At 61.0% G+C, this 12,684-nt stretch carries 14 protein-coding genes; 10 read left to right on the top strand and 4 right to left on the bottom strand.

The genetic code is table 11. The annotated features are described in order from the left end of the window. Positions 1 to 42 precede the first annotated feature (42 nt). The 6 genes from lptC (at position 43) to ptsN (ending at position 5,199) form a co-directional block, all read left to right on the top strand. Positions 43 to 711 (top strand): LPS export ABC transporter periplasmic protein LptC, encoded by a 669-nt coding sequence (lptC, locus tag CYG48_RS00070; protein WP_118848522.1) that lies wholly within the window; start codon positions 43 to 45, stop codon positions 709 to 711. Positions 712 to 721: 10 nt separating this feature from the next. Beyond that, complete coding sequence (locus CYG48_RS00065; protein ID WP_118848521.1) at positions 722 to 1,294, top strand: LptA/OstA family protein; 573 nt, start codon at positions 722 to 724, stop codon at positions 1,292 to 1,294. A gap of 36 nt (positions 1,295 to 1,330) precedes the next feature. Next, on the top strand, positions 1,331 to 2,113 hold the full coding sequence (gene lptB, locus CYG48_RS00060; protein ID WP_118851392.1) for an LPS export ABC transporter ATP-binding protein: 783 nt from the start codon (positions 1,331 to 1,333) through the stop codon (positions 2,111 to 2,113). 161 nt (positions 2,114 to 2,274) lie between these two features. After that, positions 2,275 to 3,831 carry an RNA polymerase factor sigma-54 gene (gene rpoN / locus CYG48_RS00055; RefSeq protein WP_118848520.1) on the top strand — a complete coding sequence of 519 codons (1,557 nt, stop codon included), beginning with the start codon at positions 2,275 to 2,277 and terminating at the stop codon, positions 3,829 to 3,831. Between the two features lie 243 nt (positions 3,832 to 4,074). Continuing rightward, positions 4,075 to 4,653: a ribosome hibernation-promoting factor, HPF/YfiA family gene (gene hpf, locus CYG48_RS00050; RefSeq protein WP_118848519.1), complete on the top strand. Its 579-nt coding sequence runs from the start codon at positions 4,075 to 4,077 to the stop codon at positions 4,651 to 4,653. A gap of 81 nt (positions 4,654 to 4,734) precedes the next feature. Continuing rightward, complete coding sequence (ptsN, locus tag CYG48_RS00045; RefSeq protein WP_118848518.1) at positions 4,735 to 5,199, top strand: PTS IIA-like nitrogen regulatory protein PtsN; 465 nt, start codon at positions 4,735 to 4,737, stop codon at positions 5,197 to 5,199. A gap of 122 nt (positions 5,200 to 5,321) precedes the next feature. On the opposite strand, the gene grpE is transcribed toward ptsN, so the two are convergent. After that, positions 5,322 to 5,987, bottom strand: a complete 666-nt coding sequence (gene grpE, locus CYG48_RS00040) for a nucleotide exchange factor GrpE (RefSeq protein WP_118848517.1) — start codon at positions 5,985 to 5,987, stop codon at positions 5,322 to 5,324. A gap of 134 nt (positions 5,988 to 6,121) precedes the next feature. Then, positions 6,122 to 7,201 carry a heat-inducible transcriptional repressor HrcA gene (hrcA, locus tag CYG48_RS00035; RefSeq protein ID WP_118848516.1) on the bottom strand — a complete coding sequence of 360 codons (1,080 nt, stop codon included), beginning with the start codon at positions 7,199 to 7,201 and terminating at the stop codon, positions 6,122 to 6,124. 160 nt (positions 7,202 to 7,361) lie between these two features. Between hrcA and rph the strand changes: the two genes are divergently transcribed. The 4 genes from rph to hemW are packed head-to-tail and all read left to right on the top strand — an operon-like array spanning position 7,362 to position 10,340. Next, on the top strand, positions 7,362 to 8,078 hold the full coding sequence (gene rph / locus CYG48_RS00030; RefSeq protein ID WP_118848515.1) for a ribonuclease PH: 717 nt from the start codon (positions 7,362 to 7,364) through the stop codon (positions 8,076 to 8,078). A 16-nt stretch (positions 8,079 to 8,094) separates the two neighbouring features. Next, positions 8,095 to 8,502 (top strand): VOC family protein, encoded by a 408-nt coding sequence (locus CYG48_RS00025; RefSeq protein WP_118848514.1) that lies wholly within the window; start codon positions 8,095 to 8,097, stop codon positions 8,500 to 8,502. Positions 8,503 to 8,509: 7 nt separating this feature from the next. Further along, positions 8,510 to 9,154, top strand: a complete 645-nt coding sequence (gene rdgB / locus CYG48_RS00020; RefSeq protein ID WP_118848513.1) for an RdgB/HAM1 family non-canonical purine NTP pyrophosphatase — start codon at positions 8,510 to 8,512, stop codon at positions 9,152 to 9,154. Between the two features lie 7 nt (positions 9,155 to 9,161). Then, the gene (gene hemW, locus CYG48_RS00015) at positions 9,162 to 10,340 is read left to right on the top strand and encodes a radical SAM family heme chaperone HemW (RefSeq protein ID WP_118848512.1); all 1,179 of its coding nucleotides are present in this window, start codon (positions 9,162 to 9,164) and stop codon (positions 10,338 to 10,340) included. 12 nt (positions 10,341 to 10,352) lie between these two features. On the opposite strand, the gene CYG48_RS00010 is transcribed toward hemW, so the two are convergent. Together CYG48_RS00010 and dnaA are read right to left on the bottom strand one after the other, a co-directional pair. Next, complete coding sequence (locus CYG48_RS00010) at positions 10,353 to 10,970, bottom strand: LysE family translocator (protein ID WP_118848511.1); 618 nt, start codon at positions 10,968 to 10,970, stop codon at positions 10,353 to 10,355. Positions 10,971 to 11,115: 145 nt separating this feature from the next. Beyond that, positions 11,116 to 12,684 (bottom strand): chromosomal replication initiator protein DnaA, encoded by a 1,569-nt coding sequence (gene dnaA / locus CYG48_RS00005; protein WP_118848510.1) that lies wholly within the window; start codon positions 12,682 to 12,684, stop codon positions 11,116 to 11,118.

Genomic DNA, 12,684 nt, shown 5'->3' with positions numbered 1-12,684 from the left:
TTGATGATGCCCGGCTGCCGGGCAAGAGGACGCCCAGCCTTCATGCTGCAACAGATCCGAAAAACTGCTGGTTTCGCTATGGCGATCGGACCCGATGCGGATGCCTATCAGGCAGCGCTTGCCCATTCGGCACTGGTGCGCAAACTGAAGATCCTGCTGCCCATCGTGGCCGCGGTGATTTCTGCGGCGTTCATCGGCGTGTCGATCATCCGCGCCTACCTGCCTGAAAACCTGTCGATCGAGAACGCCCGCATCGAGAACGGCAAGATCGTCATGGAGCGCCCGGCCATCTCCGGCCGCAACAGTGATGGCATCAGCTATTCGATGACCGCGACGCGCGCGTTGCAGGACATCGAAAACCCGAACATGATCACGCTGGAAGACGTGAAGGCTGCGGTGCCCGTCAATGACGACGTCATTGCCCGCGTGACCGCCATGGCCGCCGACTTCGATCGCGGCACCGACAACCTCAACCTTACGCATCCCTTCAACGTCAATCTGTCGAACGGCATCACCGCCCGTTTTCAATCTGCGCACCTCGATATCGACGGCGGCGTCATGGAAACCCCGGACCACGTCGATATATCGATGAAGGAAGGTTCCATTGTTGCAGACTCCTTAAAGATAACGGATAAGGGGCGCATCATCACATTCAAAGGACAGGTTCGCCTTCATCTCGACCCTGCCACCATTCGCAACCAAGGCAACTAGAGCCCGGCCCATGACCCATCGCCGCTTTCTTTCCCGGAATACAGCAGTTCTGATCGCGGCAGGCATGGTTTCCTGCCTTGGCATTGTGACCGCCCCCTCGATGGCTCACGCCCAGTCGACCACGCAGATGGAAGGCCTGAAGCTTTCCGGCGACCAGCCGATCCAGATCGGCAGCGACCAGTTGGAAATCCGCGAGCAGGAGAAGAAGGCCTTCTTCACCGGCAACGTCCAGGTGGTGCAGGGCAGCACCACGATGAAGGCCGGCAAGATGACCGTGCTCTATACCGGCGAAGGTGGCGGCTCGGTGACCTCCGGCAATGCCAATATTGACAAGATCTTCCTCGACGACACCGTCTTCCTGACGTCGGGCACGCAGCAGGCAACCGCGGACAAGGGCGAGTTCGACATGGCCTCGCAGACCTTCATCCTGTCCGGCAAGCAGGTCGTGCTGTCGGAAGGGCCGAATGTCTTCAAGGGCTGCAAGCTGACGGTGCAGATGGCGACCGGCCAGGCAAAGCTCGATCCATGCGGTGGCGGGCGCGTCGAGATCATGCTCGACCCGAAGTCGCGCCCGAAGCAGTAACAGACCAGCAACGTGAAAATACCGTTCCTTACCAGTCTGTCGGCCAGGAAGCCGGCCGCTCCCGAGCCTTTCGTGGCACGCGACAAAGCGCGCTACGAAGGGACGCTCGTGGCGCACGGGCTTTCCAAGACCTACGACACACGGCGCGTCGTCAACGGCGTGTCGCTCGTCGTGCGTCGCGGCGAGGCTGTCGGCCTTCTGGGACCGAACGGTGCGGGCAAGACCACCTGTTTCTACATGATCACCGGGCTTGTTCCGGTTGACGAAGGCATGATTGCGATCAACGGCAACGAAGTGACGCGGATGCCGATGTATCGGCGCGCCCGCCTTGGCGTGGGTTACCTGCCCCAGGAAGCCTCGATCTTTCGCGGCCTGACAGTCGAAGACAATATTCGCGCGGTCCTTGAAGTGCACGAGCCGGACAAGGACAAGCGCGAGCGCAAGCTGGATGAACTGCTGGAAGAGTTCCACATCAGCCAGCTGCGCAAGTCGGCGGCCGTTGCCCTCTCCGGCGGGGAAAGACGCCGCCTCGAAATCGCCCGCGCCTTGGCGACCGATCCCGCCTTCATGCTGCTCGACGAGCCCTTTGCCGGCGTCGACCCGATCTCGGTTTCCGACATTCAGAACCTCGTCCGTCACCTGACGGCGCGCGGCATCGGTGTGCTGATCACCGACCACAACGTGCGTGAAACCCTTGGCCTCATCGACCGGGCCTACATTATCCATGCGGGCGAAGTGCTCACCCATGGCCGGGCGAACGATATCGTCAACAATCCGGACGTGCGCCGGCTCTACCTGGGCGACAAATTCAGCCTCTGACGAGGGCGCAAGAAGTTTAGCTTTTGCCCGCGTTGCGCTTGACCAAATCCTTCAAAAAGGCAATTCTCGTGCCAAGTGGAGTTGGGGCCTCAGGGGCTGGTCCTGACGTCGGGATCATCTCGCTTTGAGATGACGGGGGTTTTGAAGGTTTCGCGTTCGATATGGCTTTATCCGCCAGTCTTTTCCTGAAGCAGACGCAGTCGCTGGTGATGACGCCCCAGCTGATGCAGTCGATCCAGCTTCTGCAGATGACCCATCTCGAACTCAACCAGTTCATCGCGCAGGAAGTCGAAAAGAACCCGCTGCTCGAATTGGCATCAGGCGAGGCCGATGGCGGCGCGGAAACAGGCGCCGAGAGAGAGGCCGACTACGCCGGCGTGCATAGCGCTGACGCGGCCGATACTCCCGAAACATCCCGCGATGACTGGAACGGCAGCTCCGCCACGGCCGAACGGCTCGGCGAAGGCCTGGATACCGGATACGAGAACGTCTTTCCGGATGACGGACCGGCACCACGCGCGGATGCACCGGAACTGCTCGGGCAGTGGAAGTCCATGCCAGGCGGCGGCGAAGCGGGCGACGATTACGATCTTGAAGACTTCGTGGCAGGCCAGACGACACTGCGCGATCACCTGAACCAGCAGGTGCCATTCCTGCTGACACAAGCCGCCGACCGGCTGGTCGCCCAGGTGCTGGTCGATCAGTTGGATGAAGCTGGTTACCTGCAGGGAGACCTCGATGAGGTCGCCAGCCGTCTTGGCAAGAGCATGGCCGAGGTGGAAGCCATTCTTGCCTCCTTGCAAACGCTTGACCCACCCGGCGTCTTCGCCCGGACTTTAAGCGAATGCCTTGCCATCCAGCTTCGGCAGCGCGACCGGCTCGATCCGGCCATGGATGCGCTCGTCCGCAACCTCGAACTGCTCGCCAAACGCGACTTTGCCTCGCTCAGAAAAATCTGCGGCGTCGATGACGAAGACCTTCTCGACATGCTGTCGGAGATCCGCAAGCTGAACCCGAAGCCGGGTGCCGGCTTTGAAAGCGGCGTTTCCGAAACCATTGCACCCGATATCGTGGTCCGCCCGGCGGCCGATGGGAGCTGGATCGTCGACCTCAACCCCGACACACTGCCGCGAGTCCTGGTCAACCAGAGCTATTACCAGACAGTCTCAAGGACCTGCCGCAAGAACAGTGAAGACCACACCTTCCTGTCGGAGTGCATGCAGAACGCCAGTTGGCTCACCCGCAGCCTCGACCAGCGCGCAAAGACCATCATGAAGGTGGCGACCGAGATCGTCCGCCAGCAGGACGCTTTCCTTGTGCATGGCGTTGACCATCTGCGGCCGCTGAACCTGAAGACGGTGGCGGAAGCCATCAAGATGCATGAATCGACCGTGAGCCGCGTCACCTCAAACAAGTACATGCTGACGCCGCGCGGGCTGTTCGAGCTCAAGTACTTCTTCACGGTGTCAATCGGCTCGGCGGAGGAAGGCGGCGACAACCATTCCGCCGAGGCCGTTCGCCACCGGATCCGGCAGCTGATTGCCCAGGAAACGCCCGATGCAGTGCTTTCCGACGACGACATCGTCATCAGCCTCAAGAAGGGCGGCGTCGATCTCGCCCGCCGCACCGTTGCCAAATACCGGGAGGCGATGAACATCCCCTCCTCCGTCCAGCGACGTCGTGAAAAGCGGGCGCTGGCAAAGGTGGCGGCCTTCTGAAGTAACGCCATCGTCCAACGTGGTTTAGCGTTCGTTAATTTTCCGCTTCCTTGCAGTTGTTGACATTTCGTGAAGGCGGCATTAGAAGCCCGCCGCAACAGCACGGGTACCGGACACAGCAATCCTCCCATCCCAGCAGGAACGAACGCAGCTATTTCACCTTGTGGCGAGCGAAGAGCTTGGATGAGGCGGCGGCTTGGCGTAGACTGGAACACGCAAGTCACGACAAGAAGGAAGAACTCCATGAGTGTGCGTGTATCCGGTAAACATATGGAAATTGGTGACTCGTTCCGTCAAAAGATCGAGGACCACATCGGAGAAGCGGTAACAAAATACTTCGACGGGGGGTATTCTAGCCAAGTCGTCGTGGTCAAATCGGGATCACGATTTTCTGCCGACTGCAAAGTACATCTCGATACTGGGATCGTTTTGCACGCTGCAGGAGAGGCAAACGACCCCCAGGGCAGCTTTGATGCCGCAGCTGAGCGGATCGAAAAGCGGCTTCGCCGCTACAAGCGCCGCCTGAAGGACCATCACGCCGGTAACACGCAAGCAAATGGCTCGGCCGAAGTGGCCTATACGGTTATGGACGGCGTACCGGATGAAGCAGACGAAGTGCCAGAGGATTTCGCGCCGACGATCGTGGCCGAAAGCTCCAGGCCGCTGAAGACCATGTCGGTGGCAAGTGCCGTGATGGCGCTTGATATGACCGATGAACCTGTTCTGCTTTTCCGCAGCCCCGGCAAGGAACAGCTGAACATCGTTTACCGCCGCCCTGACGGCAATATTGGCTGGATCGACTCCGCCAATATCAAGAACTGAGAGATCTACCGGAAAGCGTCGGCAACGGCGCTTTCTATTCGCCTGAGGCGCAAGCCCTTGCGGCACGAAGGATGATGAGAAATGGCTTTGGCAGATTTGCTGCAGCAAGATGCAATTATTCCTGCCCTTAAAGTGAATTCCAAAAAGCAACTCCTGCAGGAATTGGCGGCCAAGGCCTCCAAGCTGACAGGCGTTGCCGAACGGGAAATCTTTGACGTGATCCTGCAGCGGGAACGGCTCGGCTCGACTGGCGTCGGCCATGGCATTGCCATTCCGCATGGAAAGCTGAGCAGCATCACGTCCATCAAGGGGATCTTTGCGCGCCTCGAGGCGCCGGTTGATTTTGAAGCGCTGGACGACGAACCCGTCGACCTCGTATTCCTGCTGCTGGCACCGGAGGGTGCTGGTGCCGACCACCTGAAGGCCCTGTCGCGCATTGCCCGCGTGCTGCGCGACCAGGAACTGGTTGCCAAGCTGCGCAAGACCGACTCCGCCTCGGCCATCTATGCCTTCCTCAACGAGGAACAGGCAAACCACGCGGCTTAGAAGCCGCCTCTAAGTTTTCGTGGGGACGAAACGGAACCGCCCTGCAGCTGGAAAAGCGCCGGGCGGTTTTGTATTTCCTTTGGCAGCCCCTAGTCTCAGAGGCCGCCGCTGTCCATGCATGATCAGTTCTGCTGTTCGCCGGCAGCTTCCTGGGCAGGCGCCGCATCGGCCTTCGGGCCGCCCTTGGCAACGCCGACCATGGCAGGACGCAGCACACGCTCGCCAATGGTGAAGCCTGCCTGCACGACCTGGACAACCGTGTTGTTCGGCACGTTCGGGTTCGGGATCTCGAACATGGCCTGGTGGAAGTTCGGGTCGAACTTCTGGTTTTCAGCCTCGATCTTCTTCACGCCGTGACGCTCGAGCGCCGAGAGCATGGAGCGCTCGGTCATCTCCACGCCCTCAAGCAGCGCCTGAAGCGTTGCATCGGCGCCTTCGCGGTTTTCGGCCGGAACAGCATCAATCGCGCGACGAAGGTTGTCGGAAACGGCGAGCATGTCGCGGGCGAAACCGGCAATCGCATAGGACTTGGCATCCTTCACGTCGCGTTCGGTGCGGCGACGCAGGTTGTCCATCTCAGCGGCCAGCCGCAGGAAGCGGTCACGCAGCTCGTCGTTTTCGTTCTTCAGCACTTCAATCGGATCGGGCTCGTTCGGTGCAGCCTGCGCGGCGGCGGCCGCCTCGGCGGCATGGCGCTCAGCCGCTTCCTCAAGAGCAGACGCCACGGCTTCCGCCGTATTTTCGGCGGCAGTTGCGTCAGGTCCGTTCTTCTTGGTTTCGTCGGTCATGACGGTCTCCGGTTATTGCTTGGGGTGTATCAGGGGGCCGTGCGGCCTGCCGCTGGATTTGTGCCCGATATCGAGGTTTAGGTCGAAAAAATCAAGGCTCTGGAAAAAGTTGGAAGAGTGTTGCGGCTGCGCGCCTAGCGCGACAACCGGGCCAGGAGCTGGGCGGTATAGTCCACCATCGGCACGATCCGCGAATAATTAAGCCGTGTCGGGCCGATAACACCAACGGCACCCACAATACGCTCCTCGCCATCGCGATAAGGCGCAACAATCAGCGACGAGCCGGACAAGGAGAAGAGTTTGTTCTCCGAGCCAATGAAGATCCGCACGCCCGGTCCCTTTTCAGCGAGATCCAGGATTTCGATCAGGCTGTCTTTCTTTTCGAGGTCGTCGAACAGCAGGCGCAGACGATCGAGATCGGCCGTGTCCTCCAAGCCCTGCAGGAGATTGGCGCGGCCGCGCACGATGAGCTGGCTCGGCTTGCCATCCTCAGCGTCCCCTGACCAGACTGCCAAGCCTCGTTCTACAAGATCCTGGGAGAGCGCATAAAGCTCGCCCTGCACCTTGTCCTTGAGCTGCGCCAGTTCGCTGCGCAGTTCCACCAGCGTCTGGCCGGCAAGATGCGCATTGAGGAAATTGGCTGCTTCCGTCAGCTGCGACGAAGTCACGCCCGCCGGCAGCTCGATAATACGGTTTTCGACCTGGTTATGGTCGCCGACTAGCACCGCAAGCGCCTTGGTGGGCTCGAGCCGGATGAACTCCACATGCTTCAGCACCGGATCGCTCTTGGTGGTGATGACGATGCCGGCCCCGCGCGACACGCCCGACAACATCAGGCTCGCTTCAGCCATCAGGCTTTCGAGCGGTTGGTCGCGGTTGGCTGGCCGTATCTGCCGGTCGATGCTGGCGCGGTCGTCTTCCGAAAGGCTGCCGACCTGCATGAAGGCATCAACGAAAAAACGCAGCCCTGTCTGGGTGGGCAGGCGGCCGGCGCTGATATGCGGCGAATAGATAAGCCCAAGCTCTTCCAGGTCGCTCATGACATTGCGAACAGAGGCCGGAGAAAGCGACATCGGCAGGAGGCGCGACAGGTTGCGGGAACCCAGCGGCTCTCCCGTTTCCAGATAGCTTTCCACAATGCGTCGGAAAATTTCCCGCGAACGATCGTCTAGTACAGAGCCGGTGTCCCTGCCCGTCGGTGCCGAAAACGCCATTTACTTCCTTCACCTACCAATCATGCGTGGGTGAAAATATAATCATTCCAATCGTCCAGCAAAAGGGGAAACGACGCTTCCTCGCCCTCATCCGAAGGCTTTCCCTTTGCAAATGGCCCGCCAGCGCCTTAGAAGGCTGCAAAAGCGATAGGAGTAGGGCATGCGGCCTTCAGGCAGACAGTTGAACCAGATGCGCAAGGTTTCGTTCGAGCGCAATTTCTCCAAGCATGCGGAAGGCTCCTGCCTCGTCAAGTTCGGCGACACGCACGTGCTGTGCACCGCAAGCCTTGAAGAAAAGACGCCGCCGTGGCTGCGCAATTCCGGCAAGGGTTGGGTAACGGCCGAATACGGCATGCTGCCGCGCGCCACCGGCGACCGGATGAAGCGGGAAGCGGCTGCCGGCAAGCAGGGCGGACGTACCCAGGAAATCCAGCGCCTGATCGGCCGCTCGCTTCGTGCAGTGGTGGATCTGGAGGCGCTTGGCGAAAAGCAGATCACCGTGGACTGTGACGTCATCCAGGCTGATGGCGGCACCCGTACCGCCTCCATCACCGGCGGCTGGATTGCCCTCTACGATTGCCTGAAGTGGATGGAAGCCCGCTCGATGATCAAGGTGGAGAAGGTGCTGAAGGACCATGTTGCAGCGATTTCCTGCGGTATCTTCGCCAACCAGCCGGTGATCGACCTTGATTACCTGGAAGACTCGGCAGCTGAAACCGATGCGAACTTTGTCATGACCGGCTCCGGCGGCATCGTTGAAATCCAGGGAACCGCCGAAGGTGCACCCTTCACCCAGGAAGAATTCCTGAAGCTCCTGGCGCTCGCCCAGGACGGAACCCAGGAACTGGTGGCGCTGCAGAAGCAGGCCATCGCCTGAGACGACGGAGGGGCCCTTGATCGACGGCATTCTTGAAACTGCGCTTTATGCGGCTGACCTTGATGCCGCCGAAGCCTTCTACGGCGGCATCCTCGGGCTTGAAAAAGTGCTGCGGGCGGGAGAACGACATGTCTTCTTCCGCTGCGGCAACAGCATCCTGCTGATCTTCAATCCGGCGGAGACGATCAAGCCTTCTCCAGTCGATGGCCTGCCGGTTCCAGCGCATGGCGCCACCGGCCCCGGCCACGCCTGCTTCCGGATGAGCGGCGAGGCAATTGACAGGATGGTCGAAAAGCTGAACAAGGCGGGCATCGCGATCGAAAGCGACTTCCGCTGGTCGAACGGCGCGCACTCGATCTATTTCCGCGATCCGGCCGGCAACAGCCTGGAATGCGCTGAGCCCAAACTCTGGAATCTCGAATAGGACCGTCATGCGAAAGCTCGACACGAAAACCATTGTCGTTGCCAGCCACAATGCCGGCAAGATCCGCGAGATTGCCGAACTTATCGCGCCTTTCGGCTTCTCGGCGAAATCTGCCGCCGACCTGAAGTTCGAGGAGCCCGATGAGACGGGCACGACATTCGAGGAGAATGCCGCGATCAAGGCACTCGCCTCTGCCAAGGCATCCGGCCTGCCGGCGCTGTCCGATGACAGCGGCATCGTCATTGACGCGTTAGATGGCGCTCCAGGCGTCTATACGGCCAACTGGGCCGAACGTGAAGACGGCAGCCGTGACTTTGCCATGGCGATGGAAAAGGTGGAAAAGGCGCTGCAGGACAAAGGCGCGACGACGCCGGAGCAGCGCAGCTGCCGTTTCGTCAGCGTGCTCTGCCTCGCCTGGCCAGATGGACACACAGAGCTTTTCCGCGGCGAAGTCGAAGGCACGGTCGTCTGGCCGCCGCGCGGCACCGATGGTTTTGGCTACGACCCCATCTTTCAGCCACAGGGCTTCGATACTACATTCGGGGAAATGAGCAGCGATCAGAAGCACGGCTGGAAGCCGGGCGATGCCCAGGCCCTGTCGCACCGGGCACGCGCCTTCAAGCGCTTCGTCGAGACCTGCCTGGAAACGTGAGCCCAACTTGAACCCTGCTGCCCCTCTCCTGCCCGATACCGGTGAACCCGGCTTCGGGGTTTACGTGCATTGGCCCTTTTGTGCGGCCAAATGCCCGTATTGTGACTTCAACAGCCACGTCCGACATCAACCGGTCGACCAGCCGCGCTTTACCGCCGCATTCCTGAGGGAAATGGAGGTGATGCGGCAGTTGAGCGGGCCAAAGACCGTGACCAGCATCTTCCTTGGCGGCGGAACGCCCTCGCTGATGGATCCTGCCACGGTGGCCGCGATCCTCGACGGCATCTCCAGCTATTGGCACGTGCCGGATGGCATCGAGATTACCATGGAGGCCAACCCGTCCAGCGTCGAGGCAACCCGCTTTCGCGGCTACCGCTCAGCCGGCGTCAATCGTGTGTCGCTCGGCGTCCAGGCGCTCAATGACACCGACCTGCGGTTCCTCGGGCGTCTGCACGACGTGGCCGACGCCGTGAAGGCGATCGGGTTGGCACGCGAGATCTTTCCGCGCATGAGCTTCGACCTCATCTATGCGCGCCCCGGCCAGACGGTGGAGGCATGGGAAGCCGAGTTGAAGCAGGCGATTTCCTTCGCCGTCGACCACCTTTCGCTCTACCAGCTGACGATCGAGGAAGGCACGCCCTTCTTCGGCCTGCACAAGGCGGGCAAGCTGATCGTTCCCGACGGGGATCAATCCGCATTGCTTTATGAGGCAACGCAGGAAATCACCGAAGCGCATGGCATGCCGGCCTACGAGGTCTCCAACCATGCAAAACCAGGTGCTGAAAGCCGCCACAACCTCACCTACTGGCGTTATGGCGATTATGCCGGGATAGGCCCCGGCGCGCATGGCCGCCTGACGCGCGGTCGCAACAAGATTGCCACCGCCACGGAGCGCCGCCCGGAAACCTGGCTTGAACAGGTGGAGAGTATCGGCCACGGCATGCTGGAGCAGGAGATCCTCGATGACGAGGAGCAGGCCGATGAACTGCTACTGATGGGCCTTCGCCTGCGCGAAGGCGTCGATCTGGCGCGCTGGCAGCAGCTTTCCGGTCGCGATCCGGACCCGGTGCGAGAGGAACGCCTGCTCGAGCACGGTTTTATCGAGCGGCTTGGCAATTCCCGTCTTCGATGCACACCGTCCGGCATGCTGATCCTGGACGCGGTTGTCGCAGATCTCGCCTGCTGACGCTTTCGCGCCTCACCGGTGCGACAGAAGCAGTCTGGTGCCGAAACCGACAAACACCATTCCGACACCAAGGTCGATCTTCTTCTTCGCCTTGAGATAGGCAGCAGCGACCCTGCGGTGGGTGATGAGCCCTATCAGCACCGTGTAATAGATGGTCGAGACGGTGATCATCACGGCGATTGCCGCCAGCCCGTACAGGAACGGCGTGCCGGCCGGCATGGTGGCGGCAAACAGCGAGGCGACAAACAGCGCCGTTTTTGGATTTGCGAGATTGGTGGCAAGCCCCATGCGGTAGGCTGTCTTCAGCGAGATGTCCGGCCTCACCGCATCAAGCTCGGCCCTCTGGCGCGCCTTGCGCACATCCATGAATATCTTGACGCCGAGCCAGACGAGGTAGGCGCCGCCAACGATCTTCAGCGCGAGATAGGCAAAGGGTGCAGCCTGGAAAAGGGCGTTGATGCCGAGCCAGCCGGCAAGGCCCCAGCAGAGCGTGCCGGTAATGGTGCCGCAGGCGCCGAGAATGGCGACCTGGCGCGGCGCCGTCAGCGCATACCGCATGATGAGCAGCGTATTCGGCCCCGGCGTGACGCAGGCCACCGCCCAGATCATTGCGACTGACAGAAGAAACATGGTGTGGCCCCGAACGTGTCCATCGCGTTCATGAGGCCGCGCCAGTCGCCGGTCAAGGAAATTCCATTGCGGCGGCCGGTGACGCTAGTGCTGCCACCACTGTCCAAAAAGCATTGTGCCGCCTCGAAGGGCGGCACAAGTGATATCAGGCGTTGTTTTCGTTGATGAGCCGCTTCAGCAGCTCGATCTCGTGGCTGAGCTTGTTGTCGCCCGAGATGAGTTCTTCGATCTTGCGCACCGCATGCAGGACCGTGGTGTGATCGCGGCCACCGAAGCGACGGCCGATCTCCGGGAAGGAGCGCGGCGTCATGGTCTTCGACAGATACATCGCCACCTGGCGCGGCTTGACGATGACGCGGGTGCGACGGTTCGACACCAGTTCCTGGCGCGACACATTGTAGTGGCGGGCAACAATGCGCTGGATGTCTTCGATGCGCACCCGCCGGGCTTCACCGGCACCCACGAGGTGCGCCAGAAGCTCGTCGACGCGTTCGATCGTAAGGTTCGGTTCAAACGAGCGGCGGAACAGGAGCTGGTTGAACGCGCCTTCAAGCTCGCGCCCGCTTGCCGTTACGCTACGGGCCACGTGGTTGAGGATTTCCGCCGGAATGTCGAGCGACGGATCTTCCTGGCGTGCGGCTTCCAGACGGCCTTTCAGCATCTCGAGGCGCATTTCGTAATCGGGCGCTTCCACCTCGATGGCGACACCGCCCTGGAGGCGCGAGCGAACACGCGGATCAAGCGATTCCAGCTCCCACGGCGCGCGGTCGGCAGCAACCACGACCTGCTTGGCGCTGTCGAGCAGCATGTTGAGCAGGTGACAGAACTCGTTCTGGATCATCTTGCCCTGCAGGAACTGCATGTCGTCGATGATCAGCAGGTCGATGTTGCGCAGCGAGTCCTTCAGGGTCAGGGCATCGTTGTCGCGGATGGCGGTCGCAAACCGCCACATGAAATATTCGGCCGTCAGGTAGACGACGCGCGGCATGCGGTCGCTGGCAACCGCCGCGTTGGCGATCGCCTGCAGCAAGTGCGTCTTGCCAAGGCCGACACCCGAATGGATGAAGAGCGGGTTGAAGCGCACGGCGCCTGCACCGGCTTCCGCGATGGTCTTGGCGGCGGCGAGTGCCACGCGGTTGGACGAACCTTCAATAAAGGTGTCGAAGGTGAAGCGGGTGTCGAGCGGCGAGCCGAACAGCGGGCTCGGCGCCTGTTGCGAGCGAACGGGCGTGGATGCGGCGGTCGGGAATACGGCGATCTTGCCGATTTCGCGCGGCGCGTTCGGCGTGCGGCTTGCCGTCGGCGTGCTGGTGGACTCGGATCCGGCGGCGCGCTCTTCGGTCGCGGCCGAGGCACGGGGCCCACGGCTTGCGCTACGCACCAGGATCTCGACTTTCAGGATCTCAGGGTCTTCCGCCTGGAGAATGGTGGTGATGAGCTCGAGATAGCGGTTGTTGATCCAGGACTTCAAGAACGTCGTCGGAACCGTCAGGCGAACGACACTCTTCGAAACCGAATGAAGCTTGAGACGTCCAAACCAGCTTGCATAAACGTCCTGACCAACTTGAGCCTTCAGACGTGCACTGAACCGCTCAAAAAGCGCATCATGCTTCATTTCGGATGTTTCCCCTGCCGCTTCGGAGCACACTGAATCGAATGCCTGCCGCGCGTGGTCCCCATTACCTGCACGGGCCGGTACGGTAGTCATTTGCAT

Origin of the sequence: Neorhizobium sp. SOG26 (assembly GCF_003491345.1) — a bacterium.
Taxonomy (GTDB): domain Bacteria; phylum Pseudomonadota; class Alphaproteobacteria; order Rhizobiales; family Rhizobiaceae; genus Neorhizobium; species Neorhizobium turbinariae.
The sequence above is the reverse complement of the archived record's forward strand: the minus strand, read 5'-3'. Positions and strand labels throughout refer to the sequence as shown.